The following is a 26,533-nucleotide window of genomic DNA, read 5'->3' on the forward strand; positions in this document are numbered from 1 at the left end:
GTTGTTCCTTGCGTTGAATCGATTCACACGATACTGATTTTGCAACCGGTTGCAAATACAATGTTCGGGGCCGTTGCAAATGTCTGAAATCGGAATTGGAATCGTTGGCGGGGGCTATATGGGCAAGGCCCATTCCGTAGCGATGGCGGCGGTGGGTGCCGTGTTCAACACAGCGCTGCGACCGCGGCTTGAAGTGATTTGTGCTTCGACCACAGACAGCGCCGAACGGTATCGCGCGGCCTATGGATTTGCACGCGCGACACATGACTGGCGCACGCTCGTTGGCGACGGGCGGGTCGAGGCGATCGTGATCGCGTCACCTCAATCCACGCACCGTGAGATCGCCGAGGCTGCGTTTGCGCTGGGCAAACCGGTGCTTTGCGAGAAACCTCTGGGCGCGTCGATTGATGACAGTCGGGCGATGGTGGCCGCGGCCGAGGCTGCGGGTGCGATCAACATGGTTGGATTCAACTATATCCGAACCCCGGCCAGCCAATTCGCCCGCAAGTTAATAGCGGATGGAGAGATTGGTGACGTCACCTGGTTCCGTGGCGAGCACACCGAAGATTTCTATGCAGACCCGCAGGCTCCGGCGACTTGGCGTACAACAGGCATGGCGAATGGAACCATCGGCGATCTGGCCCCTCATATGGTCAATGGTGCGATGGCCCTGATCGGGCCGATTGCGCAGGTGATGGCCGATGTAGAGACCGTCCACAGCCGGCGACCGGGCGGAGAGGTCACGAATGACGACCATGCGCAGGTGATGTGCCGCTTTGAGAGCGGCGTCATGGGCAACCTGTATTTCAGCCGTGTCGCGACGGGGCGGAAGATGGGCTATGCCTATGAGATTTCAGGCACAAAAGGTGCGATACGGTTCGATCAGGAGGACCAGAACGCCCTGTGGCTCTATCGCCGTGAAGGACCCGAAGCGTCGCGGGGGTTCACCAAGATCCTGACCGGCCCGGCGCACCCGGATTATGAACCCTTCTGTCAGGGGCCGGGGCATGGGACAGGGTACCAGGACCAGATCATCATCGAGGCCAAGGACTTCCTGCACGCGATCCATTCCGGCCAGAACATCTGGCCGACGTTCAGGGACGGGCATGAGGTGAACCGCGTTCTGGCGGCGGTGCGTGCCTCCTCGGATCAGCGGCAATGGCAAGCGGTCAGCGATTTCTGACCGCGCAAACAACAAGACAACAGAGAGACTAAGATCATGGCAAAGTTGAAATGGGGCATGATTGGTGGCGGCGAAGGCAGTCAGATCGGACCTGCCCACCGGCTAGGGGCGCTGGCCGACGGGATGTTTGAATTCACTGCGGGCGCGCTGGATCATCGACCCGATGTGGGGCGCGAATACGCGCAACGTTTAGGTGTGGCCCAGGACCGCGCCTATGGCGGCTGGCAAGAAATGCTGGCTAGTGAAGCAGAACGCGCCGACCGGATCGATTTGGTCACCATCGCAACGCCAAATTCGACTCATTTTGAGATTGCGAAAGCCTTTCTGACGGCCGGTTTCAATGTGCTGTGCGAAAAGCCGATGACCATGACCGTGGAAGAAGGCGAAGAAATCGTCCGCGTTGCCGATGCTGCGGGCAAGATTTGCGCTGTGAACTACTGTTACTCGGCCTACCCGATGGTGCGGCAGGCCCGTGCGATGGTGCGATCAGGCGATATCGGCAAGGTGCGTCTGGTTGTGACGAATTTCAGCCACGGCCACCACGGTGACGCAACCGATGCCGATAACCCCCGCGTGCGCTGGCGGTATGACCCGGCAATGGCGGGCGTATCCGGGCAATTCGCAGATTGCGGTATCCACGCGCTGCATATGGCGAGCTTCATCAGTGATGATGAGGTCAAGGTGCTTTCGGCTGACATGGCCTCGACCATTTCCAGCCGCGAGCTTGAGGATGATGCGATGGTCAACTTCCGCACCGAAGGGGGCGCGGTGGGTCGGCTGTGGACCTCGTCGGTGGCGATCGGGCGTCAGCACGGGTTCGATATTCAGGTCTTTGGTGAAACCGGTGGGTTGCGCTGGGCGTCCGAGCAGCCGAACCAATTGGTCTATACTCCGGTCGGAGGCCGCACGCAGATCATTGAAAAAGGCGAAGGCGGTCTGCACGACGACGCGCAACGCCTGTCCCGCGTGGCGATTGCCCACCCCGAGGGGTTCCCGCTGGCCGTAGCCAATATCTATTGTGATCTGGCGGATGCGATCAGGGGCGAAGCCCGCGATGGGTTGCCGACCCCTGCCGATGGGGTTCGGTCGATTGCTGCGGTTCACGCAGCGGTTGCGTCGTCCAAAAATAACGGCGCGTGGACTGATGCGCGCCCGCCGATGTTCCGTTAATCAGGGGCGGGGTCGCAAGGTGCCCCGCTCGATCACCCGGCATGGGAAAATGCGGGCCTCGGGATATCGTTCGGGGTCTTTCAGCATCTCCTCGACCAAGTCGACGGATGATGTGATGATCTGCTTGATTGGTTGGTGAATCGTCGTCAGGTTCACGCTTTGCCAGCGCGACATCTCCATGTCGTTCAGGCCAATAATCCCGACGTCCTTGCCCGGTTTCAGCCCATGATCGGACAAGGCCGACAGCGCGCCGATTGACAGAATGTCATCACCGCAGAAATAGCCATCGGCCGGTGCCTGTTCTAGCAGACGCAGCATCTCGGCCCGTCCTGCTTCAAAGGAATAGGCCCCTGCAAATGAGTGAGAAACCTCCAGCTCGGGGTGCTTTTCGACTTCTTCCATGAAGCCGCGATAGCGATCCATCGCCGAGGTTGCATCCTTCGGTCCCCCCAGATAGCCGACGCGACGATAGCTACGGGCCAACAGCTCACGTGCGGCCATCCGACCGCATTCAACATTGTCAATTCCCACGACATGGACCTCGGGCGAGGTTGCCGACCGTCCGAATGTGTGCACGACAGGAACGCCCGCGTCGTGGAACGCCTTGGCGAAACTGGGTGGGAGGGTCGAGGACGCCACGATTGCTGCATCCACCGAGTATTGGCGCAGCATTCTCACTGAATTGGCGGGTTCAGTTTCATCTGTCAGGTTCACGATCAACGGCCGCAGGCCGCGTTCCTGCAACGCTCGGGTAAATTGGTCGAAGACCTCAAGGAAGATAGGATTGTGAAAGTTGTTCGAGATCAGCCCGATCAGCTTGGTCCGCCCTGTCGTAAGCGATGAGGCCAGCGCATTCGGGCTGTATCCCAGTTCCGCGGCGGCTTTCTCAACCTTGCTTCGGGTCTTGGCCGAAACAGAAGCCCCTTCGGTAAAGGTACGCGACACGGCCGAGCGCGACACGCCAGCAAGAGCGGCGACGTCTTTTAGGGTTACACTCACAACGGGCACCTGCTGCAACGGGTAAAACTGACATGCGATTTCATGGCTGAATACTACGCAGCATCGCCCCAAACTTGCAATCGGTTGCAAGGCCTAAGTGCCCCTGACGCTGGGTCCACAATTCGCGATTGGCGTGAATGTTTGATGATGAGAGTCTCTATCTCTCGGCAAAACTTTACAAGCCAATGGTTTATTTGGTGCTTTGTATCCGTGCAAACGACTTTAGATTGGCCCAAACAAACAAACGCAAGAATGGGCATCCAACTGTTCCTTTTTCTGACGCTGGGCGCGACATTTTTTCAGGAACCTGATCCTCTGTGCGCAGGTGTTTACCCCGCGAAGATCAGGTTCACTTTCTCGATAGGCGGACCCCTTGCCACTCTATCGCCAGTCACAGATCTAGGCCCGTGATTGTATGAATCTGGAACGCCTAACGAGGGACACCGTTGATTGTTGCCAGCTTGTTCGAGTCTGACCCTGAAAAGGCACCTACTTACTGGTCCCATGTTCAGTTACTTCTTGGGGTAGTTTTTCAGATCGTCTGGCGAGTGAAGGTTTGGGAAACACACGGATCGCCAGCCAGCAAGCCAACCCGATCCTTGAAGGCGTAAACAGAGCGAACTTAGCGTTTCCGTAATTTTACGCCCGGCCCAAGTACTTCTTGCCGAACTGAAAAGCAAAGTGCGCAAGGAGATCGCCCGCAATGATCGGAGTTGGCTTATCAATCACGTCCCTGGCCGTTCGGCGGAGGCCGGGCAACCCCATCGCTCGCCTTAAAGCACCTCTTTTGCGCGATCCCTCCGACCTGTCCACGCTGTTTCAGGATGCAGCTGGCACGATCCCGGTCACGTCTCCGGGCGATACTGTGATGCGGCAAAACAACAAGGGCACCCTCGGAGGGCATTTTCTGGCAACCGGCACTCTGACTTATCAAACAGATGGGTCCCGCCACTGGTTAGAAACAGGTGAGAGCGGCGGGGCATTGGAATTCTCTGAATCCGTTCCGTTTTCGACTGAGGTTTTTGAAGGTCTCGCGTTCCGTTTGCTATCTTTCAGTCACGCCTTTCCATCAATCGTTTGTAATAGGGGCGTGTATACGAACAATACTAGCCAACGGCAGCCACTGATCTTCGCGACTCAATCCTCACCATCGCGAATGTCGGCATCCTTTGGTGGAAAATCCGTTAGCGTCAATTTGCCGGCGGCCTTGCCCAATACGGATGTCGTTTTGACTGCCTCGGGTAGCGCCGCGGCGCTGCATCTAAATGCGAATGGTCAGACGGCCTCGGCTGCGGGCATAGGGTTGGTCGACGGAAGTTCATTCGGCTACCGCCTTTTTGGCCCAAACTCGGCACATGTTCGCGACTATGGCGGGCTGCATCTTAATCGGATTCCGAATGAGGCGGAGGTCGCGAGTATTCGGTCTTATTTCGCTGATAAATCGAGTGGTATATGACGATGCAGTTGCTTGTTTCCTGCTGTATTTAGGGCAAGGCAGGTCAATTAATAGAGAAACCCGTCTGGTTCATCTTCGCACCAAAAAGGTTACGATGAACCAGAAATCCCCTTATTCAAATCCTAAATTCTGTTCCACAGGTGCCGAAATCAACCTGCTGGTTTTCATGACCTATCTGACGTCAGACAGGTGAGAGATATAAATCGCTGACGGTCTTCCCGATGATTCAGCGCAGGTCTCTCGGAGCTAAAACACGTGCATGCTGTCCGGAACGGTTGAAGAGATGACGAACTCTGCCAGCAATGAAAACGCTTTTGAAACCAAAGTCGTAGCCTTCAAACGGGCAAATGCCCCTATTTGCAAGGCTTTTCTTTTAAATCAAAAGATTAGGATGGTGGGTGATGAGAGACTCGAACTCCCATGACTTCACCTAAGAGGCCTTATTTTATTACTCTGCCGAGTTTTTTTAATGAACTTGATGTACTCTCCCAATGTACCAAAGGTCAATACGCTCGACTGCAGCGTAAACCGCAAAATAAGAAGTAACGGCGAGACCAAAGTAAAATAGGTCTGAGCTTTCTTGTCCATTGGCTCAAGCCGACCCTTTCATGCCAATCGGATCGGGCCGAAACGCCCTTTAGGCCGTTGGCAGACCTTCGAATTGCGCGAGGTGAACTAAGCCGAGTCTATTTTGTCGCCGTAGGCCAAAATTCGTTCCGATAGGTAGCGTCTTTCCATACGAATATTCTTCATCTTCACGACATCGATTGCCATCCACTCAATCGATCCACGCCCAGAAATTGCTCTACCAATAATGTGGGATCTGTTTTTGTCCGTCTTGTCGTACATTTGAATGTCGCTACCGTCGTCGCCAATGACTCCCATAGGTAGCGGCTCGGTCAACTTATGGTCTTGAGGTAATTGGTATTTTTCCAATGGTACGCGAACTAAACGTAGATCATCGTGCAACTGTCTTGCTGCTTCGTCTGACGTATTTTTTTCTTTGGCACTACGAAAAATCTCATATGCGCTACCAACCCAGTATTCCGACAGAGTGTTTTGAATATCCAATGAGAAGTCTGGGGCTGCGGGTGAGGAGCCTTCAACCATGTTGCGCTTAGCTACCCGCTCGTCTTCCAATACCCTAAGCAATAGGTCCATTTTTCCAAGAGATTGAATCGTAAGAGTTGCCCCATCAGCGATTAAACTACCGAGCGAATGAGATAGTTTTATCCACATGAGATGTTCCCGATTGTGTTTCAACGTTGCGACGTACTGTGCCGTCTCCAACAATTGGCTGACGTTGATATTCGAAATATCAGGACCCTGCATTTTTGCTTCGTTTCCGTTTTTGACTAACTTCTGTGGCTCGTGGAATTACAAATTATTGCATGAAAAAATGTACTTAGCTCGTAGGTGAGCAGCCGTCTTCTCAATATCTATATTCTGTCTCTTTTGAGGTTTTTGAGGCGTAGCTCTTCGATGATGCGTTGTCCCTCGTACAACTCATCGGTACCCTTTGCGCCTTGTGAGTTCTGTCCAAGCAAATGAGATGCAGCTATCTGTAGCGCCCCTCTAATCATGCGCTCTTGCCCATCTCGCCAGATACGATCTTCAGAATTTTCCTCTACGCCGTCTGGAGCTTCGAGCCTGAGGTTCAAAGCGCCGTCAATTAAGTGCGGGGGAACTCCGTGTGAAGCCGTTGCACGATAGCGTTCGATAGCATTTTGAGCGTGTTTCAACTGGTTTTCAACTTCATAGGATTTGCCGCCGCCTCGGATGAGGCGAAGCAGATTGGCAGACAAATCCCTTAGGCGGTAGTCTACTTCTCTTTCGCAATTCTGCAGTTCGATCTCGGCTTCTGTTTGTGTTTCTTTCATAAATTACTCGTCAGCTATGGAATTTGGTTTGTATATAAGACTAAGGCGAACTCGTTCATTCCTCGTCGAACACAGTTTCTGGACAGTTTGGCCGAAAATACTTCTTTTAAATCAGTGCGATATCCCCAACGTTTTGGTGCAGCACCGGCCGCTTTTCTGCGTGGCGGCCGTTGCCATGTCAACATAACTTATTCAGGATCGCCGAACATTGTATTGTACTCGAGTTGAAAGCCTTCTTCCCAAGCCTCTGCCTCAAGCCATTGAATGTTTGAATCGTAAGGGCATTTGGGCTTCCTACCTTCGCGAAAGTCTCTTGCCGCTTGAACACCTTCTTCATGGAATTTCGTGCGTGGATTAGAGGATGAAGTCATATTCTTTGATCTCCTACTTCCGCCACATTTGGGCGGTTCCTTCCAAAACGTACCAACAGTTGGCAGCAAGGCCATTCAGCTTCTCTGTTTTGACATCGCTAATTGCATCGGCACCGCGACCGTAAGCTGCGACCTGCAAGTCGTCGGTAATGGCTTCGATGTTGGGGGGGTCTTCTGTAAAGCTCCTGTGGCACCGTCGCACGGCGATTTCGCCCATTGGCGTGTAGCCGGATGGGTTCTGACTAAAAACGGAGATCGATCTGTTTGCCTCGCGTTGGGCGAGAATTTGATCTGATGATGAGTATGATCCGACTTGCCCTTCATATCCAGCAGTCACGCATCCGGTCACAGACAGAGCTGCCAAGAAGCCGTATACGACTTTCATTCCTACTATCCCTTGTTGCTTTTTTTGTAGTGGATAGCTGAATTACTTTTTTTGGATAGTCAATCTATGGCTGACGGAAAGGCTATTGACTCAATCTAAGGACACGAAACTCGCACTGTATTTAAGCGGCTCTCATAGAGCTTTCGTCGCAGGCAGTTTGGAGTTTTCGCTCATCCTCGTCAAAACGGATTCTATTCCCCAACGTCATTAAAGTCAGTCAACAATAAAAGCTCGTTTCTCACCGCACGGGCTTCCTCAATAGCTGCTCTGACATTTGCTATTTCTTCAGAAGGCAGTTCTTCGCCGTTGTCATCTACTTCAGGCGGTTGATCCGGTGCAACAAAATCGACATCGCCACCCTTGTTGTGGAAATCGAGCGCCTTTTCAATTGCCATTTTGAGCGCGTTCTCTTTATCGCCGGACACATTATCCGGTAGGATAGGTCTCAGCTCATCCATGATAGTCTCAACGCCACTTGTCTTAATTTCTTCCGCATTTGCTTTCAATGCAGCTTCAGACTGCTCGTTAAGGAGCTTCTTTGCTTTCAGGTCTTCCATCGAATGTCTGACTTCGAGGTAGTCCTTGGCGATGCTCGCAATCGACTTTGAGATCAAGGCCAAAACTCGGGTAAATGCATATGTTGCCGCCAGCTTCATAATGACGGAGCCTTGAGAAGCACCGACAACTTGCGTATCTTCAGGCGTTTCGTCGATAGCGACGGCTACGCCACGAACAATCTCATACCAAGATGCCGACCACGACTTCCAATCAGCTACATTGTGCATTGAGGCTTCGCCGGTAAATTCTATCCTTACAAGTATTCGCCCGTCATCAAGTTCTGGATCGGCGATTGGAAGATCAAGACCTTCAAACGCCTGTAAGATGGCATCTGCTCTTTGACTTGCTGATTGCAGCGACTGTTGAGCTTTCGTTACATCTTGATGCGCGGTGGCCGGGTCAAAGTCGCTCTTCTTTATTGTAGTTTCCACAAACGATACACCCTTCGGCCCCACCAGATTCTGGACGCCAAACAGTTCAAAGAGTGCCAACTGTTGCGACGACAAGGAGTCAAAATCCATATTGCCAAGGTATTCAATAAGGTCGTCCATAGGTTGTTCCAATGGGCGTTTTTGCTGTTGCGAAGCGTTGTGCTGAAGAGCTTGGTTTAAAGCGCTGTACTTAGTGATAACTTGTTGCAGTTCGGATTGAAACCAACGTGAAAATCCATAGAGTTCTGATATTTGCATTTTTTACCCTCGAAATATGTAGCGCACTTTATGATTGTTTTTTTGACGCCGCCACCCATCTTTTTTCGCGGTGTCTGCGGCGATAAGTTGCTGCGCTCCCTACGGACACAATCTGACCGTCGTCCTGCTATCAGGAGAACAAGACTATAACCTCGTTGTGGTAGCTTATGCTTGCGTCAGATACGCAATGACCGACTGCGTTTTTCAGAAGCGACTTCGAAAGAGTGGTACACCCAAAATCGAGCATGGCATGATGGTTTGGGCAGACCACAACTATATTTTCAGGAGTGTCAGGCCCATTATGTGGAGCGCCCAAGGGGATGATGTGGTGCGCTTCAACGTACTTCTTGCCATTGGGAAGCTCAATGAACCCCCCGCACATCTGGCACTCGTTGTTGTGAAGCGCCTTCACCTTCTTCGTCATGTCCGTATCACGGATGATGCGGTTGGTCGTAACTTCGGAGCGTTCGGTTTCCCCAGTCGTATCAGGTAACTCAATGTCGTGAGCAAACGGAGTTTCCGATATGAGCGATCTAAGACCCCAAACACCCATACCTATCCCGTGAACGCTGTAGAATAGGTCTCTATCGCCTTGCCAATTCGAGGAGTCCGAAGAGTTGTATTCAAGCTCTTTCCGGACAACTGCTTTAAGGGATTTGGGGGTGGTGTCGTTGTTGCTCACGCGAATTGCGCGGACTTCTTCATACAAACGATCAAGGCTGGTGCTGCCACCTAAGTTCTGTAACGCAAGCTCAACTGAGTCCCGCCAGTTCATTTCAATGTCCTTGTGAAAAAAACAAGTTACCGCAATGTCCTACGCAGAACACAGTGTAGGCTGCAGTGTCAACGACGAGTAGGAAGTGGCTGCGTCAGAGCGCCGTAGGGCCTCAGTAGGGTGCAGATGTAAATTGCCAGTCGGTCGCCGACAACGTCGCTGTGTGAGGCGCTCAGGGGCGCTGTGAGGAAAGGAACATCCCTCCGCCACATTCGTTACACAGGCTCCTGTATCTGAAACGGTAAAGGGGGAGATGACCCAAATAGTGGTATAGTCAGAGGCGCTCTGATTTTTGTGGCTCAATAATTTCCGCGCTTTGAGTGGCTGACGATGGTTTGGTCCTATTTATTCAAGCTATTCTGCGTTCATAGGGCCAACTGTAAACAAAAAAGCCCCCCAACGAATTGTCGCTGGAGGGCTGTAAGCTGTGTGCATAGACCCATGCAAAGGGATTGAGCATCCCTGATAGGCTGTAGCTATAGATATTTGACTATAGGAATATACCGGGGGGAGGATGTAGCAACAGGAAGCTACATACAAAGGCTTAGCATAGCTATAGTATAGCCGGGGCATTTTACAATGGTGGAACTTAATTCTAAAGCTATGTTATTAAAGCGATTTTTAGCTTCTGAATTTCCAACTCACGGCTTGCCCAAATACTGTGTCAATGCAAGCAAAAGCGATAGTTTCAGCGCTCCGGATCAATCTACCTTATACGGTTTTATCATCCGCATCTGAGCAGCCAAACCGGGCAGCATCGCATCACTTTTTCCGTATGCCTCAGCGGAGGACCCACGTGATCGACCTGTTATGTACAGCTTAGCGGCGTCGGTCATGTGCGCTATCAAGGCCATGTCTTCGAACAAGTGCCGCCAGCCGTGGTTCGGTGCCAATTCGCGCCGTGTCAAACCGAGGTCATTTCTGACCCAATCGCGGATGTTCCCTTGCGATCTATTGGGGAACAAGCGTCTGATCCCGCGCTTGCGTCCTTCGTCAACAAACCCAATCAACCCTTCGTCAATTAGTGCAGGGTGTACCGGAACACGTCTGATGCTGTATCCGCCTTTGATCAGCTTGTCATCTTCTGAGGTGAGCCTGTAGAACCAGTCATCGCCGACGAAGAAAAAATCATCCGGCCCAAGCTGTGCCACCTCTCCAATACGCGCCCCCGAATATGCACACATCCAAGGCAACCAACGGCGCTCTGGTCTGCTCTCGTTACGCGCGGCTTTAAGGATGCTTCTTGCCTCGTCCAAGCGGATGGTACGCGCTGCGCTGTCTGTCGCCTCTGCTTTCGGTGGCTTAACCACGTCCAACGGATTCTTGTCCGGAAACACTTCGCCCAGCCCTTGTTCTCGCGCCCATTCGATAACTGTTTTTACGTTCTTGAAGCGGTCGCGGACAGTTTTGATTTTGAGTTTTCCAGCATCAAGCATGTCATTCAGCCATTGGTCCGCTTGCTTGGCGTCGATAGACAGAACGTCATCATCGCCTCGAGTTGCATCGAACTCGGCGACAGCTTGCCTGTATTTCTTTTCTGACCGTTCACGTAACGGCGCTCCACCTCGCCCAGAAGCCCGCCGTTGTACCTCTTTGTCGATAACTTCTGCAAAGGTCAGTCGGGCGCGGCTTACAGTTTCTGTTGGAGCAGTGATCTCGAAAGCTGGGTATCTGTTTGTATCGCCGCTGTCGGAGTAATCGCCGAGCGACTTAGCTTCGTTGATTTTCGCCGCCTCATTCATCGAAGTGTATAGATGCCCGATCAGCTTGATCCGCGATGCTGCTGTGACCCGCACCTGATGGCGTCTGAGAATAGCATCAGCAAGACCGCCAAACCTATGTTCCATATGCTCGAGTTCTTTGGAGGGGTTATTGACCTGTAGCTCGTTGGTCCGCCCCGTACGTGCCAGTTCGTTCAGCTTCAGTACGTCCTCCCACATCTCACTGTCGCCGGGATTCCCATCCAGTATCCGAACGAAATCGGCTCTGACTTCGCCTGCTAAGGCTAAGGCTTGTTTGTGATTGAGCGCTATTGGACCCTGTCTCAAGCTCTCCCAGTGGGCTTCTATGCCAGCTAAGGCGGCAGGGAACCTCTGCCGCGCTACCTTCAGGTCTGACGTTCCGAGAGGTATTTTCGCGTGTGTCCCGACCTTGCGATTTATGATCTGTCCATTGATCGTTGCTGTCACATACGTTCCCTTGGCCTCGCCCTTGAGATCGGCTGGAACGGCGACTCGGCAGTAATACGAGCCTTTGATCAGAGTTGGATTTGGCATTACGAAACGACCCACGATGTACTCCCGCGATGTACTCCACACGGCAGCGTCATGTCCTTATTTTAAAGGACGTCAGTAAAACAAGGGCTGTTTGATGGTGGGTGATGAGAGACTCGAACTCCCGACATCTTCGGTGTAAACGAAGCGCTCTACCAACTGAGCTAATCACCCGTGACGGTGCATGTAGCCAAGCCAGCGCGCGGGCGCAAGAGGGTCTGGCATAATTTCTTTCCCTGATTTTGGATCAGTCCGCCATCTCGTTCAAAACGGTCAGCAACTGCGCCACTTCCTGTTCAGTGTTGTAGTGGCAGAGCGAGATGCGGATGCAGTCGCTCAGGCCCAGCGGCGTCAGCACATTGCCGCTATAGTGATCGGCCTTTCTGATGTGGGTACGGATGCCTTCCTGATTCAGCCGTGTCACGACTTGGGCAGACGGTGTGTCGTGCACAACGATCGAGACCAGCCCTTCGCGTGCAGGGTTGTCAGCACCGGCCAGGATCGTGATGTGATCCATATCGCGTAGGCCGGGCAGGTTGCCGGTGCCGTTGATCATAGCATCGGTCAGGTGGGTTTCGTATGCGTGAATGGCGCGACCGGCAGCCTCAATCCGGGCGCGTCGATCTGTTTCCTCGGATACCTGTTCCCCAAGCCAGTCAAAATAGGCCACAACATCGGACATTGTTGCGTAAGACCCCGTGTCGCGGGTGCCGAACTCCCACCCCTCAGACGGGGCGTCGATCAACTGATCATGGGGTAGGGCGGTCAAGCGGTCTGAAATCCAGGCAATCCCGTAGCCGTGGCGTGAAAACACTTTGTAAGGCGAAATCGCATAGCCATCGACGTGATAGCTGTCGATATCCAACTGCCCATGCGCCGCATGCTGAATGCCGTCGACGATAATGAAACAGTCTTGCGAGACGTCGCGTATGGCCTGCGCGATGGCCGCCACGTCCATGCCCATACCTGTGACGGGTGAGGCGTGAACGATTGTTGCAACGCTGACATCCGGTGTCATGGCCGTGCGGTAATCATCGGCTGTGACCAAGCCCGTTTCGTCATCATGCTGCACGTTGACGTAGCCCAATCCGGCAATCTCGGCCCAGCGTCGTGCGGCACTGCGGCTTGCGGGGTGTTCGATCGAGCTGCCGATCACCTTGCTGCCCTTGGGCGCGTTTACACAGGCGGTACGGATCATTCGGAACAACAGCTCGGTCCCGCTTTCTCCGACAAAGAACTGTCCGGTCGAGGCATTCATCAACACTGACAAATCGGCCTTGGCGGTGTTGATGATGTCCACAAGCGCATGGCTGGCTATGTTATCCCGCCCCTGATTGTCAGGGATTGCGGCAAACTTGGCCGAGGTTTCAACAACCGAGTTCAGCGTGAGTGCTCCGCCCGCGTTCTCGAAAAAGATGCGAGGGCCCCGAAAGGGGCAGGCATCGACATGGGCAAAGCGGGAACGAATGGCGTCTATCAGACCGGGTGTATTGTGCAGCATGGTGGACGTCCTGTTCTTTTCGTTGTTCGCAGCATCTATCTGGTGCCGGGTGCGATCAATATCGTTTGCGACATCCGCGACGACCCAACTGACGGAAATGGCCCTGTTGCGCTTTTTTCGTTCATTATCTGTCTCATATGTGGTCGCGTTCCGCAAAGGCGCTTGCGTGTGCCCCGTCGCCTCAGATATTCCCGGAGGGACTGAAACTTTTCAGACGGGAAGAAAATGATCCTGTCACGTGCTCGCCGCTTATTGATTGCGGTTCTCGCCATGGCAATCTCGCTGCAGGCTCCGCTGCGGGCCGAGGCTGAGGGTGTTTTGGTGTTTGCGGCTGCCAGCCTCAAAACAGCGCTGGACGAGATCGCACCGTCGTTCGAGAGTCGGACAGGGCAGAATGTCACCGTCTCGTACGCCGCGTCTTCCGTTCTTGCGCGCCAGATCCAGCAGGGCGCTCCGGCAGAGGTTTTCATATCGGCCAATGCGGACTGGATGGATGTTCTGCAAGATCAGGGTTTGATCGACGCAGGATCGCGGGTCAATCTTGTCGGGAATGGTCTTGTTCTGATCGGTGGCCCGGACGATGTCGAGATCGGGGTGATGGGGCCGGAAACAGACCTAAGTTCTGCATTGGAAGGTGGGCATTTGGCTATGGCATTGGTGGACGCGGTGCCTGCGGGAATTTACGGAAAGGCGGCGTTGCAGAATCTAGGGCAATGGAGTCGCGTAGAACATCGTGTTGCTCAGGCTGACAACGTGCGGGCTGCGCTTGCATTGGTTGCGGCGGGCGCAGTGCCTTTGGGCGTCGTCTACAATTCGGACGCACTGGCTGAAGATCGGGTCAAGACTGTCGCGACATTCCCACCCGACCTGCACCCGCCCATCATCTACCCTGCTGCCGTTGTTGAGCCGGCGTCATCCATGGCGCAGGCTTTTCTTGCTCATCTCCAATCGGACGCTGCGCAGGCAGTTTTCCAAGAGCAGGGTTTCACCCTGCCGGGTGAATAACGCATGGGGTGGTTGGGGCCAGAGGAACTTGAGGCGCTTAAACTGTCGCTCCGGGTGTCGTTCTGGGCGACGTTGGCGACCCTTCCTTTCGGTGTTTTCGTGGCCTATGCACTGGCGCGCTGGCGTTTTCCCGGCCGTCAAATTCTGAACGGGCTGGTGCACCTTCCGCTTATCTTGCCCCCGGTTGTCACGGGGTATCTTCTGTTGATGACCTTTGGAATTCAGGGGCCGCTTGGCCGTCTGCTGGCCGAGTTTGGGATCGTTGTGGCCTTTCGCTGGACCGGTGCGGCGCTGGCGGCCGGAATTATGGCGTTTCCGCTGATGGTACGCGCGATCCGCCTGTCGATCGAAGCGGTTGATCCCAAGCTGGAACAGGCAGGTGCCACGCTGGGTGCGCCCCGTCTGCTTGTATTTGCCACGGTTACCTTGCCGATGATCCTACCGGGTGTGGTTGCAGGGGCGATCCTGGCCTTTGCCAAGGCCATGGGGGAATTCGGGGCGACCATTACCTTTGTCTCAAACATTCCTGGGCAAACGCAAACCTTGCCCTCGGCCGTCTATGCATTCCTGCAAGTGCCGGGTGGCGAGTCCGCAGCGACCCGTCTGGTCGTTATCTCGATCGTGATTGCGATGGGCGCGCTATTGTTGTCCGAGTATATCGGGCGCCGGGTCGCCGCAAGGGTGGCTGGGTCATGAGCCTCTCTGTCCACCTACAGCATGACTTGCCGGATATCGGTCTGGACCTCAGCTTTGATGCGCCGCCCGGAGTGACTGTTCTGTTCGGGCGATCGGGATCGGGAAAGACGACTGTCGTGAATGCGGTCGCGGGCCTTCTACGCCCCAAGGCCGGACGGGTGAGTGTTGACGGGTGGGAACTGTTTGACACTGAAAAAGGTCTGTGGCTGCCACCTCACAAACGACGGCTGGGGTATATTTTCCAGGAAGGACGCCTGTTTCCGCATCTCAACGTGCGCCAGAATCTTGCCTATGGTCGTTGGTTTGCCCCTCGGGGCGCGCGCCGGGAAAATCCCGACAGAGTGGTTGAAATGCTGGGTATCGGGCACCTGCTGGACCGTCGGCCCGCCGGTCTGTCAGGCGGCGAAAAGCAGCGTGTCGCGATTGGTCGCGCCTTGCTGGCCAGCCCGCGTCTGATTCTGGCCGACGAACCTCTGGCCGCGTTGGACGATGCGCGCAAGTCTGAAATCCTTCCTTACTTCGAGACGCTCCGAGACGAGGTGTCAGTGCCTATTCTGTACGTCACGCATTCGGCTGCCGAAGTCGCGCGTCTGGCGACGTCGGTCGTGGCTTTGCAGGATGGCAAGTCCGTCCGCCACGGCCCAGCTTCTGAGGTCTTATCCGATCCGTCAGTCGCGCCTGCGGGTGTCCGGGCCGTGGGTGCGGTGCTTCAGGTCAAGGTTTCCAGGCATCACGCCGATGGCCTGACGGAATTGAATGCGGGCGGCACAAGCCTGTATTTGCCCCATATCCCGCACCAGGTGGGGGAAACTTTGCGTATCCGTATCCCCGCTCAGGAAGTTATCCTGTCGCGGACGCGTCCGGTGGGGCTTTCGGCCTTGAATATTCTAGAAGGAACGGTTGAGACAATCCGTGCAGGTGAGGGGCCGGGAGCGATCGTTTCCGTGAAAACGCCTGCCGGTGTCGTTCTTGCGCGTATCACACGCCGTTCGGTTGAAGCATTGGAGCTGGAACCTGGTCGGCCGTGCTATGCGGTTGTCAAAACCGTCGCGCTTGCGCCTCAGGACGTAGGCGGGCGGCTTGGGGGCGACTGAGGCACTTGCCGACCCGATGGGAAACAGGCTTGGAAAGGCGGCTGTCTTTACTCAATTCGTTTGTCCGCTATGGTTTAACGCGGATGCTTTTTAATCATGGATATTGATCATGCGGTTCTGGACAATACCCTGCTTGGCCTTGTTGATTGCCCTTCCCGGTCTTGCACAGGCGGTTGGCTTCGGCATCGGAGCGTACCCGGCGTTTAGAACCACGGTCACACCGATGAAGAACGGCATATACGAAGTTTCCGCGATCGGAAGTTCAGCGCCGGTTGCGTATTGGTGCGGTATCGGCGATTTCGCCATTCGCAGCCTTAGAACCAAGGCATCTCAGCGGATCTACATTACCAGAGCCTATGAAAAGCAGTCCAGGACCGTGCAATTCTCTCTGACGCCGCCCGAAGGGGTCGATACTACTCCGGGCTACTCGGTCACGGTTAAACGAGTGGGTGAAAACATGTCCGCCGGATCAGCGCAGGGGTATTGTTATGACAACTTCATGGATTTCGGGTTCTGATCGCTGATCAGACCCATTTGGCCAGCGGCGGCAGGCTCATGAGAACGGCATCGGGGTCGTGGCCGGTTTCCAGCCCGAACTTGGTGCCGCGGTCATACACAAGGTTATACTCTGCATAGAGGCCACGGTGCATAAGTTGCGTGTCCTTGTCTGTCTCGTCAAACTCTTGAACCCGGCGTTTTTCGACCAACGGCAGGAAGGCCGGGAGGAACGCCTTTCCGATGTCCTGAGTGAGTGCGAAATCCGATGACCAGTCGCCAGTACAGTAGTCATCCATGAATATACCGCCAACGCCACGGGCGCGTTTGCGGTGCGGGATATAGAAATACTCGTCCGCCCAGTCTTTCAGGCGCGGGTAGTGCCCCGGTCCGTGCGGGTCCAGATGCGCCTTTTGCGTGGCGTGAAAATGGTCGGTGTCCTCGTCATATTCGATACAGGGGTTCAGGTCCGACCCGCCGCCGAACCACCACGCGTGCGGGGTCCAGAACATGCGGGTGTTCATATGAACGGCGGGAACATGCGGGTTCTGCATATGCGCCACCAGCGAAATACCCGAAGCCCAGAAGCGGGGATCTTCCGTCATGCCGGGAATCCCTTTTCGCGCGGCCATCGCCTGTTGCGCACGCTCGCCAAGCGTCCCGTAGACGGTCGAGACATTGACACCGACTTTCTCGAAGACACGACCTCCGCGCATGACGGACATCAGGCCACCACCCGCGTCCGAGCCATCATCGGATTGTCGTTTGGTTTGCTTGACCTCGAAGCGGCCCGGTTGCGCGTCCGAGAACGGACCAGTGTCATGGCGATCTTCCAGGGCTGCAAACGCGGCAACAATTTCGTCACGCAGTTGGCGGAACCATTTGGAAGCGGTGGTTTTTTCAGTCTCGAACATGGGCTTAGTGTGCTGGGGCTGCGACAGGGTCCAGCAGGGTGCGACCGCCATCAATTGTCAGGATTTGTCCGGTGATAAAGCCCGCGGCATCGGATGCCAGAAACTGAGCAGTTTCCGTCAGTTCTGTCGGGGCCGCGATGCGGGAAAGCGGAGTGTGTTTTTCAATGTCGTCCCGAAAGTCCCTGTTCTCTTTCAAGGTCGATTGCAGCGAGGCACTCATGACCGATCCAAGGGCAATCGAATTTACACGGATGCGGTTCGGGGCCAGTGCCACAGCCAGCGACCGGGTCATCTGATCCAGAGCGGCGGTCGAGACCGAATAGGCCATCAGGTCCGGGTGTGTGCGCCGGGCGGCAATCGAGGACAGGTTGATGATGGACCCGGCCGGGCCGTCGTCGTCACCGGCCTGTTTGATCATGCGCTGCGCAACGACCTGGCTGAGCCGCAAGGCGGGCATCAGGTTCTGGTTCAGCAGGTTCCGCACCGAGTCGTCATCGGTGTCCAGCGGGTCGGACGGCGTCACCTGCCGCGCACCATTGATCAGAATATCAACCTGATCGAAGGCGTCGATGGTGGCCGACAGCAAGTTTGCGATCGTCAGCTTTTCGCGCAGATCACCGGCAAAGAACCGAATGTTGCTGTCATCGGCCTGCTCACCCAGTTCTTCGGTCAGCCGCTTTTCGTCCATGTCCGCGAACATGACATTGGCCCCGGCGTCGGCGAAATGCCGACCGATGGCCAATCCGACGCCGTTGGCGCTACCGGTGACGATTGCTGTTTTACCAGCGATGGAAAAGGACATTCGTAAACTCCTGAGTTGCAGCGCAGGTTAGCCGGGATCACCGACGAGGGCGAGAGGCGTGGAACACCTTGAAACGATTGTCACCAGACACTTCTTCGACACGCGCGAAACTATCGCTCAACGTCGCCTCATAGGGCAGATGGCGGTTTGCGACCATCCATAGATCGCCGTGCTTCGCCAGATTGCGCGCGGCGGACTGGATGAAACCCTGTCCCAGCTCTGGTTCGGCGCTGCGCGAGGTATGGAATGGTGGATTCATGACGACCATGTCCAGTGCCTCGGGTGCGTTCCATGTCACGGCATCCGCCCAGTGGAACGCAGCCCGGTCGTCTGTGACATTGGTCTGCGCGCAGGTCAGGGCGATATGGTCGGCCTCGACCAGATGAAGGCTGCGTAGACCTGTCTTTTGCAGTAGCCGGGCGGACAGAAACCCCCATCCGGCACCCAGATCGGCCATGCGTGCGCCGATCTTTTCGGGCAGGGCGTTTACCAGCATCGCCGAGGCCGGGTCGATCCCGTCTGCAGAAAATACGCCTGGCGCAGTCCGAAAACCGTCGACTGTCTGAGCGGCGGGTGCAGCCCAGTCCGCAAATGAATCGGGAGCGGACCGGAACCAGAAAATCTTGCCATGCGCCTTCGAGATCGGCCCTTCCACGGCCACACGTTTGCGAATTTCCTTCAGCAGGCTGTCAACGCCGTCTGTTTTCGCACCGTCCACCACGATCATGCCTTTGGCGCGCAGGCAGGCTTGCTGCACCATGCTGCGTGCCAGTGCCTTGGCGCGGGGCAGAATCACGATCGCGTCCTGACATGGGTCTTGGGAGGCGGGGGTGGTCTGGAACCCCTGGCCCTCGAAATGGTCATGAAAGGGTATGAAAGGTTGCACCACCTGCGTCTCGCGCGGCAGCAATGAAAGATCGGTTGCAGGGCTTGGCCCAATCACGGTCAGAGGCTGAGACAGCACAAGGCCACTTTGCAGGGCGAGATCAAGGCGAGGGGACATGGGCAAATCCGGTAAGCGCCGCCAGCGGCGTCACTCTTCGCGTTCCATGGTGCATTGCAGCGGGTGCTGGTGCCGGCGGGCGAAATCCATGACCTGTCCGACCTTGGTCTCCGCAATCTCGTGGCTGAACACGCCAACCACGGCAACGCCCTTTTTGTGAACGGTCAGCATGATCTCGAACGCTTCGGCGTGCGTCATGCCGAAGAAACGCTCAAGCACATGAACGACGAATTCCATGGGGGTGTAATCATCGTTCAGAAGAAGAACCTTGTACAGCGGCGGGCGTTTGGTCTTGGGGCGTGTCTCTACCAGAACCGACGAGTCAGAATCGTCGTCGGAATTGTCAGACATCATCCATTGGTCAATAAGCATCGCGCGGCTGTCCGATTCAGGCTTCGGTTTATCTGAGCGGTTATATAACGTCCAAGGGGTCAGAGAAAAGAGCCAGCAGGACGCAATTTCAATGGAAAACAAGCTTACCACAATCGGTTTCGATGCGGATGACACATTGTGGCACAATGAGCGGTTCTTCCAGCTCACGCAGAGCTATTTTGCGGAATTGCTTGCTGACCATGCCGAACGCGATCATCTGCTGGAACGATTGCTGGAAGCTGAAAAGCGCAACATTCGACACTACGGATACGGGATTAAGGGATTTACCCTGTCGATGATCGAAACCGCCATCGAGGTGACCGAAGACCGCGTTCCGGCCTCGGTCATTCGGCAGTTGATCGAAGCAGGGCAGGACATGCTGGCCCATCCGATTGAGTTGTTGCCCCACGCACGCGAGGCGATCGAGGGGGTGGCGGCGACACATAAGGTCGTGTTGATCACCAAGGGTGACCTGATTGATCAGGAACGCAAGCTGGCGCAATCGGGCTTGGGCGAGTTGTTCGACGGCGTCGAGATCGTCTCGGAAAAGACGCGCGAAACTTATCGTGAGATTTTCGACCGATATTGCGAAGGGCCAGAACACGCGATGATGGTCGGCAATTCGATGCGATCGGATGTGGTGGCTCCGCTACAGGCGGGATGCTGGGGCGTATATGTGCCCCACGGACTGGTGTGGGAAATCGAAAAAGCAGAGGCCCCGGTGAACAATCCGCGCTTTAAGGAATTGGGTGATTTGGGAGAGTTGTCGGGCTTCGTGCGTGCGATTGGATGATGTTGCTGATTGGTCTCAGTTCCTGAAAATCAACGTCTTACCGGCGTCCTGTTTTGCGGATTGCGCCGATTTGGTGGGTGTTGGATTGGGTGTTACTAGATGTAGTGCGTGCCCAAATGGGTGATAAAGCCGCGAAAACGGCAGCTTTTGGTTTATTTCGCGGGGTCTCTGTGTTAGCCTGTACATAATAAAATAATTGATTTGCTGACCGGGAAAACCCGGCGGCGTGAGGTAGACAGAGGCAAAGATCGTGCAGGTTCGGCGGACAGTTCCGGCCCGAATGGGCTTTATTCTCATAGCATTCGTGTGGTTGCTATCTTTTGCGCCACTCCAGTCGTTGGCCGCGCCCTATGCGGCCATGGTGATTGACGCGCGCACCGGTGAGGTGCTTCATTCGCGCAACGCCGACACTCGGCTTCACCCCGCATCGCTGACCAAGATGATGACGCTCTATATCGCGTTTGAGGCTGTGCGAAACGGTGAGATCGAGCTGGACACCCCGGTTCGCATCACCAAGAAAGCCTCGTCTGAACCTCCGTCGAAACTGGGTCTTCGTACGGGCCAGACAATCGCGTTCCGGTATCTGATCCGCGCTGCTGCCGTGAAATCCGCAAATGACGCTGCCACGGCAATCGGCATTGCCATCAGCGGATCCGAGGCGGCATTCGCCCGTCGTATGACCCGCACCGCCAAAGCCATGGGCATGAGCCGCACCACGTTCAAGAATGCCCACGGGCTGACGGAGTCAGGGCACCTTTCGACCGCAAGGGACATGACCACGCTGGGTCGGCATCTGCTGTATGACTATCCGCAGTATTATAACCTGTTTTCGCGTCAATCGACGCATGCCGGGATCAAGACCGTTCCGAACACGAACCGCCGGTTGCTGGCCGCCTACAGTGGCGCGGATGGGATCAAGACCGGATACACGCGGGCTGCGGGCTTTAACCTTGTGGCTTCGGCCAAACGCAAAGACGAACGGATCATCGCCACGGTTTTCGGCGGTAAATCCGGCGCATCACGTAACGCCAAAGTAGCCGAGCTGCTGGATATGGGGTTCCGCCGCGCACCGTCGCGTGCACCAATCCGCAAGCCGTCGCGCCCTGAATACGCTGGAAATGCGGGCCTGAACGTACAAGTGGCGCGGTTGGTCGGTGCACCGTCCACCAGCTTGCGGCCGGTGTTGCGCCCAGGACCGGGTGCCGCCGTCCAGGTGGCTGGTACGGTCGCGGCGACTGCTGCGAAGAACGGCGCGCGCATTCAGAATGGGATTGCAGCAGCCATTGCCGCCGCGGATATTCAGACACCGACCGACGATACTACACGGCCGGCAGCACGCCCCGAAGACCTTGTCCTGGCGTCGACCAATCCGACCGAACTGCCCGAACCCGAACAGGAAGTCGTGACGCGCCTGTCCACTTCGGGAGGGCATTTGTGGGGCGTGAATGTAGGGCGCTATACCACGCGATATGAGGCCGAGAAGGTGCTGTTGAAAACAGCCCTTTCGGAAATGACCACTCTGGAAGGAACGCTGCGCAAGGTGAACCAAAGCGCGCGCGGCTTTGATGCGACGTTTCAGGGCATGACCCGCGAACAGGCTGATCTGGCCTGCCGCAGGCTTCAGGCGCGGAACGTGACGTGTTTCATGATCGGGCCGTCATAAGACCCGACATGCATTCTCCTGGCTGGACATGGGCTGCGAAGAAATTCGCAGCCCTTTTTTAGTCGAAGACGTGGCCGTGCTGGTACTGCTCATCCTGACCGGCGGCGGCGGTCAGCGCGGCGACGTTATCCTTGGTGAAGAAACCGTCATAGTGATGGCAGCGCTCAATATACTCGGTGATCAGCAGGGTGTTTTTTGAGTGTTTTGAGAAAATCTGTTTCAAGTTTGGGTCGTCTTTGCATTCGCCAACCACATGCGCCAGGAACGGCACACCCTTGTCCTTGAGGGTGTTCACGACGAAATCGACGTTCTTTTCGCCAGCCCCGTGGTCTCCGTCCTGTATCTCGACGGCCATATGGTGCAGGCGGCGGCCAAAGTTGCGCACGAAGTCCTCGGTCGGCATTGGCAGCTTGGCAAAGGAATTCACGAATGAGGGCGTGTTGTTTGCTGTGAACACCTTGGCGGGGGATTTCTTGTCATCGTCGACATTCGGATTGCGGTTCACATTGGTGGACGAGTTCATGTCAAAGATGTTGTACGCACCCCAGAAATAATAGGGCACCATCGTGAGAAATTCGAGGATCGCATCCTCGCGCTCTCCGGCCAATACGCGTGTGGCAAGGTGGTCGATCCCCAGCATAAGTGGGGCGATCTTGCTGTCGGAGCCGAAAGACGCAGCCTGATCCAGGCGTGTTTGTTCAGCGTCGCTGAGCAAGACGCGGTCCCCCAGACCAAGACTAACCGTGTCGTTGAAATCCAACGTGGAATAACCGACCCGATTACAGGTGAAATCCGACGGCGTCGTAAAGCGGAAGCCATCCAGCGTGTAAAACGGATTTTCGGTATCGCCACTATATTCAAACCGTATGTTCTGATCTTCCAGCGTCTTGGTCAGCGAGTTCAGGTCAGATGCCGCGAATACCTCGCCCACATACCGGGTCTGGGGCGTGTTGCGGGCCAGCGGGTACATGCGGTTGATGCGGGGAATGAAGTCCTCGAATGCCGGGCTGAGGGGCGCCATCACGATCAGCGCGGGGTAATCTGTATGGGAATGCAGAACCGAAAACTTGTGCGTTCGTCCAAGATAGCTGGCGGTGTGGCGATAGGGGGTCATCACGTAGAGCTCGACCAGTGTGTCGAACAATGCGTCCGGTTCCACCTGAAGAACAATGGCCCGCATCGGCCCGACCTGATCTGCGATGCCCGAACTTGAGCGGCGCTCGTAAATCATCGGCAGATATTCGTTGAAGAAATCCGAGTTCTTCTTGTCGCCGCGGGGTTCGTAAGACATCAGATCAAAAGACATTAAGCGCGCTCCTTGCCGTTGCGCCGTGTGGTTGGCGCAGGTCGTTGCCGGGATTTGTGGTACTCAGATCATACAGTTACGCACATGCTAGGGGCTGAGGCGATACCGGGCAACAGTCTGGATATGGGGCGGCTGAGTTACGCCAACCTGATCAACGGATGAATTTTGTCACGTCAACGCCGCCCGCAATCAAGTTTTCCCGAACCGAGCGGGCAATCTGCACGGCAGTTGGTCCGTCACCGTGCAGACAGATGGTGTCGATCGACGTTTCCAACCGTTTGCCGGATTCGGTAATGATGGCCCCTTCCTGAACCATATTCACAATGCGCGGACCGGCCAATTCGGGATCGTGTATAACTGCGCCGGGTTTGCTGCGGTCGACCAGAGTTCCGTCGTCGTTGTAGGCGCGGTCTGCAAATATCTCTCCGACCCATTTGCAGTTCAGCTCGCGCACGGCGTCTTCCTGTTTGGTCACGGCCAAGACCATAATGATAATGTCCGGGTCCACGTCCAGAGCACCCTGATAGCAAGCCCGCGCCATGTCGATGTCAACCGAACACATATTGGCCAGTGCGCCGTGCAGCTTGAGGTGTCGAACCTTGGTGCCAACCCCCTGGGCAACCCCTATGGCCGCGCCCAACTGATACCGGACCAGATTGCGCAAGCTGTCATGTGGGATCTTCATGTTGCGCCGCCCGAACCCCTGAAGGTCGGGAAACCCTGGATGCGCCCCAATGCCGACGTTGTTTTCTGCCGCCTGTATCATCGTCTGCGCCATTACGTCCGGATCACCGGCGTGAAAGCCGCAGGCGATGTTGGCCGAGGTGATGATCTTGAGCAGACTTTCATCATCACCCATGTTCCAAGGGCCAAAGCTCTCTCCCATATCTGCATTCAGATCAACGCTGGTCATCGGCAAAACTCCTTAGTCAGTGGCAGAGATCATTCCGCCGACCAATTGGTAGGATAACAGGTCAGGGATGTCATGTGGGTCGCGGATCAGGGGTTCCACCCGAGAAGGCAGGCGAGACAAATCGCCTTGGAAGGCCGTGTGCAGGGCGACGGCCTCATCCATCGTGACAAACTGGAACTTCAGATGTCCGCCTGCGGGCGTTTGCGCCGCACGCGACAGGTCGCACGGAAGGACCGTCGCAATGCGCGGATACCCTCCGGTGGTCTGGCACTCGGGCAGCAGGATGAACGGGTTCCCGGTGCCGGTCATCTGGATGTCGCCGGGTGTTATGACCTCGGACAGGATGTTGAGTTGACCCTTGGCGGCAAAACCCTCTCCGGCGCTTTCAAGTTGCATCCCCATTCGGTTCGCCCGGGCACCACGTTGGAATTGCGTATTGGCAAACCGGTCCAGGGTATCATTGTCGAACAGAGGGGTTTGAAAGCTGGCGACGACCCGAAGCACACCGCCTGAAAATCGGTCGTCGGGCTGCAGTTTCAATCCGGCCTGGCCCGAACCCGCACCGGCGGATAAACGGTCGCCAGCCTGCACAGTTCGTCCAATCTTGGCCGTCAGGTGGGCGGAGCGAGAGCCAAGGAACATGTCGCCGTCAATTCCACCGCCGATATGCAAATACCCGTAGTTCCCTTGTGTCGCTGCCCCGACGGTTAGTCGCTGTCCCGCTTCAAGTTCGTGCGACGCATTCCATATGATGGGGCTGCCATCCACGCTTGCCTGCATCGGCGCACCGGTCAACGCAATCCGCGTGGGTTCGGTCGCTTCAAACTCGCCACCCATGCCCGCCATTTCCAAAGCCGCCAATGTCGGCGCTTGACCCAGCAAGGCCGCCCCTTCGTGCAGGGCCAGTATGTCTGCGGCTCCGGAACGTGAGAGACCCTGATCCAAATAGCCGATGCGCCCCTGATCCTGTACTGTACATGCGGGCCCTATGCGCAGAACAGAAAGACTCATGACTCGATGTCCTGATACGTCGCGCCGCCTGATCCATCTGTGTCGTTCGCGCGAATATTCTCCAGGTCGTCTTGAGAGACAGGAAAGAACTGCATCTCATCGCCGGGCATCAGCGCAAAGCTGTTTGGGCGCTCGGGTTGAAAGCAGCGAAATGCGGTCTGCCCTACATGGCGCCACCCGGTCGGAGTCGGACCTGAAAACAACACGAATTGAGAGATTGCCAAAACCAGTGCGCCTTCTGGCACCATCGGTGTCAGGCTTTTCAGTCGCGGTATGTTGAATTCGGGGCCAAGTGGCCCGAGGTATGGCTGCCCCGGTGCAAAGCCGATCGTCAGTACACGCACACGCGATTCACTCAAGCGCCGAACCGCCTCGTCCGGGGTCAAACCTGCTGCCTCTGCCGCTTCATTCAACTGCGGAGCAAGCTCACCCCCGAAAACAGTAGGAACACGCCAGAAGGTACGACCGGTTGGCATCGGCGCGTTAAACCAGTTTTGCTTGGCAAGTAGGGCATCAACGCGGTCCGTGATGTCAGCATGTGTCACCTGGGTGGGGTCAAATCGAATATAGGTCGACGCAAGCGAAGCCGATGTTTCGATTACCCCAGCCCATTGCATGGAATCGACAGCGCCGCGAAAAGCGAGGGCCGCGCGGTTCGAGGGCTCGGCCATAGTATCGGCGAAGGAAATCAGTAGGCCGTCAAAGCCAACTGTATGAATACGTGGGAATGGATCAGTGCGTGTCGATTTCATAGCGCAGGGTGCTGAGGCTTATCCGTATTGGCGACCTGACCGTATTCAATGCAAATGCGCAAGACTCTCGGCAAAGTATTGTCAGGCCACGCCTTCAATCTGACCTGCGACTCGCTGATTCACGGTCTGAGTCGTCTTTTTGGCAAAGGGTGACTCGCGTGAGTCTTGTGGTGGCTACAGAGTTCCTCACTATATATAGAGTCACGGCTGAGTGCGCGACTTGCTTGCGGTATCACTCCTGCTGTTATTTGGGTGGGGTTGGGGTGAATTGGCTTAGTTGGTCTTTGTGTAACTCTCTGTTTTTATTTCCATAAAAAGAAAATCGCAAAAAAAACGCGCAGGATGTGATTTTCCACTTGCGGTGCAATGTTGTTATCCTTAGAACCCCCTCACCGGCGCTGCTGAGGCGCTGGGACGCGGCGGAAGCGGCGGAGACGCTCAGGAGAGACTGGGGGCATCTTGAGGGAATGATTG

Annotated in this window: 26 protein-coding genes and 1 tRNA gene; 9 read left to right on the forward strand and 18 right to left on the reverse strand. The window is 55.7% G+C overall.

Going from position 1 to position 26,533, the window contains the following annotated elements; translation table 11 throughout:
* Nucleotides 1-79: 79 nt before the first annotated feature.
* Both ACR0KS_RS19050 and ACR0KS_RS19055 read left to right on the forward strand, forming a co-directional pair.
* Nucleotides 80-1,183, forward strand: a complete 1,104-nt coding sequence (locus ACR0KS_RS19050) for a Gfo/Idh/MocA family protein (RefSeq protein WP_170568025.1) — start codon at nucleotides 80-82, stop codon at nucleotides 1,181-1,183.
* Between the two features lie 36 nt (nucleotides 1,184-1,219).
* Nucleotides 1,220-2,353, forward strand: coding sequence for a Gfo/Idh/MocA family protein (locus tag ACR0KS_RS19055; RefSeq protein WP_170568026.1), 1,134 nt, complete (start codon nucleotides 1,220-1,222; stop codon nucleotides 2,351-2,353).
* Here the strand turns inward: ACR0KS_RS19055 and ACR0KS_RS19060 are convergent, their stop codons facing one another.
* A complete protein-coding gene (locus tag ACR0KS_RS19060; RefSeq protein WP_170568027.1) occupies nucleotides 2,354-3,352 on the reverse strand; it encodes a LacI family DNA-binding transcriptional regulator in 999 nt (332 codons plus the stop codon). It lies immediately after the preceding gene.
* A 703-nt stretch (nucleotides 3,353-4,055) separates the two neighbouring features.
* Between ACR0KS_RS19060 and ACR0KS_RS19065 the strand changes: the two genes are divergently transcribed.
* Entirely contained in the window at nucleotides 4,056-4,808 is a 753-nt protein-coding gene (locus ACR0KS_RS19065; protein WP_170568028.1) for a hypothetical protein, read from the forward strand.
* Between the two features lie 675 nt (nucleotides 4,809-5,483).
* Here the strand turns inward: ACR0KS_RS19065 and ACR0KS_RS19070 are convergent.
* The 9 genes from ACR0KS_RS19070 to ACR0KS_RS19110 all read right to left on the reverse strand — a co-directional run bounded on the left by ACR0KS_RS19070 (nucleotide 5,484) and on the right by ACR0KS_RS19110 (nucleotide 13,240).
* Nucleotides 5,484-6,140, reverse strand: a complete 657-nt coding sequence (locus tag ACR0KS_RS19070; RefSeq protein WP_170568029.1) for a hypothetical protein — start codon at nucleotides 6,138-6,140, stop codon at nucleotides 5,484-5,486.
* Between the two features lie 107 nt (nucleotides 6,141-6,247).
* Nucleotides 6,248-6,688: a hypothetical protein gene (locus tag ACR0KS_RS19075; RefSeq protein ID WP_170568030.1), complete on the reverse strand. Its 441-nt coding sequence runs from the start codon at nucleotides 6,686-6,688 to the stop codon at nucleotides 6,248-6,250.
* 188 nt (nucleotides 6,689-6,876) lie between these two features.
* Entirely contained in the window at nucleotides 6,877-7,059 is a 183-nt protein-coding gene (locus ACR0KS_RS19080) for a hypothetical protein (protein ID WP_170568031.1), read from the reverse strand.
* Between the two features lie 13 nt (nucleotides 7,060-7,072).
* On the reverse strand, nucleotides 7,073-7,444 hold the full coding sequence (locus tag ACR0KS_RS19085) for a hypothetical protein (RefSeq protein WP_170568032.1): 372 nt from the start codon (nucleotides 7,442-7,444) through the stop codon (nucleotides 7,073-7,075).
* 191 nt (nucleotides 7,445-7,635) lie between these two features.
* Nucleotides 7,636-8,691 carry a hypothetical protein gene (locus tag ACR0KS_RS19090; protein ID WP_170568033.1) on the reverse strand — a complete coding sequence of 352 codons (1,056 nt, stop codon included), beginning with the start codon at nucleotides 8,689-8,691 and terminating at the stop codon, nucleotides 7,636-7,638.
* Between the two features lie 130 nt (nucleotides 8,692-8,821).
* Entirely contained in the window at nucleotides 8,822-9,466 is a 645-nt protein-coding gene (locus ACR0KS_RS19095) for an HNH endonuclease (RefSeq protein ID WP_170568034.1), read from the reverse strand.
* 701 nt (nucleotides 9,467-10,167) lie between these two features.
* Nucleotides 10,168-11,757 (reverse strand): site-specific integrase, encoded by a 1,590-nt coding sequence (locus ACR0KS_RS19100; protein WP_170568035.1) that lies wholly within the window; start codon nucleotides 11,755-11,757, stop codon nucleotides 10,168-10,170.
* Nucleotides 11,758-11,837: 80 nt separating this feature from the next.
* Nucleotides 11,838-11,913 (reverse strand) — tRNA-Val (locus ACR0KS_RS19105).
* 73 nt (nucleotides 11,914-11,986) lie between these two features.
* Nucleotides 11,987-13,240 carry an aminotransferase class V-fold PLP-dependent enzyme gene (locus ACR0KS_RS19110; protein WP_170568036.1) on the reverse strand — a complete coding sequence of 418 codons (1,254 nt, stop codon included), beginning with the start codon at nucleotides 13,238-13,240 and terminating at the stop codon, nucleotides 11,987-11,989.
* Nucleotides 13,241-13,465: 225 nt separating this feature from the next.
* Between ACR0KS_RS19110 and modA the strand changes: the two genes are divergently transcribed.
* The 4 genes from modA to ACR0KS_RS19130 all read left to right on the forward strand — a co-directional run bounded on the left by modA (nucleotide 13,466) and on the right by ACR0KS_RS19130 (nucleotide 16,552).
* Nucleotides 13,466-14,245, forward strand: coding sequence for a molybdate ABC transporter substrate-binding protein (modA, locus tag ACR0KS_RS19115; protein WP_170568037.1), 780 nt, complete (start codon nucleotides 13,466-13,468; stop codon nucleotides 14,243-14,245).
* A 3-nt stretch (nucleotides 14,246-14,248) separates the two neighbouring features.
* On the forward strand, nucleotides 14,249-14,941 hold the full coding sequence (gene modB, locus ACR0KS_RS19120; RefSeq protein WP_170568038.1) for a molybdate ABC transporter permease subunit: 693 nt from the start codon (nucleotides 14,249-14,251) through the stop codon (nucleotides 14,939-14,941).
* Nucleotides 14,938-16,035 carry a molybdenum ABC transporter ATP-binding protein gene (modC, locus tag ACR0KS_RS19125; RefSeq protein ID WP_170568039.1) on the forward strand — a complete coding sequence of 366 codons (1,098 nt, stop codon included), beginning with the start codon at nucleotides 14,938-14,940 and terminating at the stop codon, nucleotides 16,033-16,035. Before modB ends, modC begins: the two co-directional genes overlap by 4 nt.
* Nucleotides 16,036-16,144: 109 nt before the next feature.
* Nucleotides 16,145-16,552 (forward strand): hypothetical protein, encoded by a 408-nt coding sequence (locus tag ACR0KS_RS19130; protein WP_170388985.1) that lies wholly within the window; start codon nucleotides 16,145-16,147, stop codon nucleotides 16,550-16,552.
* A 7-nt stretch (nucleotides 16,553-16,559) separates the two neighbouring features.
* Here the strand turns inward: ACR0KS_RS19130 and hemF are convergent, their stop codons facing one another.
* Genes hemF through clpS form a run of 4 tightly spaced genes read right to left on the reverse strand, consistent with a single transcriptional unit; the run spans nucleotide 16,560 to nucleotide 19,621 of the window.
* Nucleotides 16,560-17,444, reverse strand: a complete 885-nt coding sequence (gene hemF / locus ACR0KS_RS19135) for an oxygen-dependent coproporphyrinogen oxidase (protein WP_170568040.1) — start codon at nucleotides 17,442-17,444, stop codon at nucleotides 16,560-16,562.
* 4 nt (nucleotides 17,445-17,448) lie between these two features.
* Nucleotides 17,449-18,246, reverse strand: a complete 798-nt coding sequence (locus ACR0KS_RS19140; protein ID WP_170568041.1) for an SDR family oxidoreductase — start codon at nucleotides 18,244-18,246, stop codon at nucleotides 17,449-17,451.
* Between the two features lie 37 nt (nucleotides 18,247-18,283).
* Nucleotides 18,284-19,249: a class I SAM-dependent methyltransferase gene (locus tag ACR0KS_RS19145; RefSeq protein ID WP_170568042.1), complete on the reverse strand. Its 966-nt coding sequence runs from the start codon at nucleotides 19,247-19,249 to the stop codon at nucleotides 18,284-18,286.
* Between the two features lie 30 nt (nucleotides 19,250-19,279).
* Nucleotides 19,280-19,621 carry an ATP-dependent Clp protease adapter ClpS gene (clpS, locus tag ACR0KS_RS19150; protein WP_170388989.1) on the reverse strand — a complete coding sequence of 114 codons (342 nt, stop codon included), beginning with the start codon at nucleotides 19,619-19,621 and terminating at the stop codon, nucleotides 19,280-19,282.
* Between the two features lie 91 nt (nucleotides 19,622-19,712).
* Between clpS and ACR0KS_RS19155 the strand changes: the two genes are divergently transcribed.
* Nucleotides 19,713-20,414, forward strand: coding sequence for an HAD family hydrolase (locus ACR0KS_RS19155; protein WP_170568043.1), 702 nt, complete (start codon nucleotides 19,713-19,715; stop codon nucleotides 20,412-20,414).
* Between the two features lie 280 nt (nucleotides 20,415-20,694).
* On the forward strand, nucleotides 20,695-22,077 hold the full coding sequence (locus ACR0KS_RS19160) for a D-alanyl-D-alanine carboxypeptidase family protein (RefSeq protein WP_170568051.1): 1,383 nt from the start codon (nucleotides 20,695-20,697) through the stop codon (nucleotides 22,075-22,077).
* 58 nt (nucleotides 22,078-22,135) lie between these two features.
* On the opposite strand, the gene ACR0KS_RS19165 is transcribed toward ACR0KS_RS19160, so the two are convergent.
* The 4 genes from ACR0KS_RS19165 to ACR0KS_RS19180 form a co-directional block, all read right to left on the reverse strand.
* Complete coding sequence (locus ACR0KS_RS19165) at nucleotides 22,136-23,383, reverse strand: hypothetical protein (protein ID WP_170568044.1); 1,248 nt, start codon at nucleotides 23,381-23,383, stop codon at nucleotides 22,136-22,138.
* A gap of 151 nt (nucleotides 23,384-23,534) precedes the next feature.
* On the reverse strand, nucleotides 23,535-24,296 hold the full coding sequence (locus ACR0KS_RS19170) for a 5-oxoprolinase subunit PxpA (RefSeq protein ID WP_170568045.1): 762 nt from the start codon (nucleotides 24,294-24,296) through the stop codon (nucleotides 23,535-23,537).
* A gap of 12 nt (nucleotides 24,297-24,308) precedes the next feature.
* The gene (locus ACR0KS_RS19175) at nucleotides 24,309-25,307 is read right to left on the reverse strand and encodes a 5-oxoprolinase subunit C family protein (protein WP_170568046.1); all 999 of its coding nucleotides are present in this window, start codon (nucleotides 25,305-25,307) and stop codon (nucleotides 24,309-24,311) included.
* On the reverse strand, nucleotides 25,304-26,059 hold the full coding sequence (locus ACR0KS_RS19180; RefSeq protein ID WP_170568047.1) for a 5-oxoprolinase subunit B family protein: 756 nt from the start codon (nucleotides 26,057-26,059) through the stop codon (nucleotides 25,304-25,306). Before ACR0KS_RS19180 ends, ACR0KS_RS19175 begins: the two co-directional genes overlap by 4 nt.
* Between the last annotated feature and the right edge of the window lie 474 nt (nucleotides 26,060-26,533).

The sequence above is a fragment of the Ruegeria sp. BC7 genome, assembly GCF_056539165.1.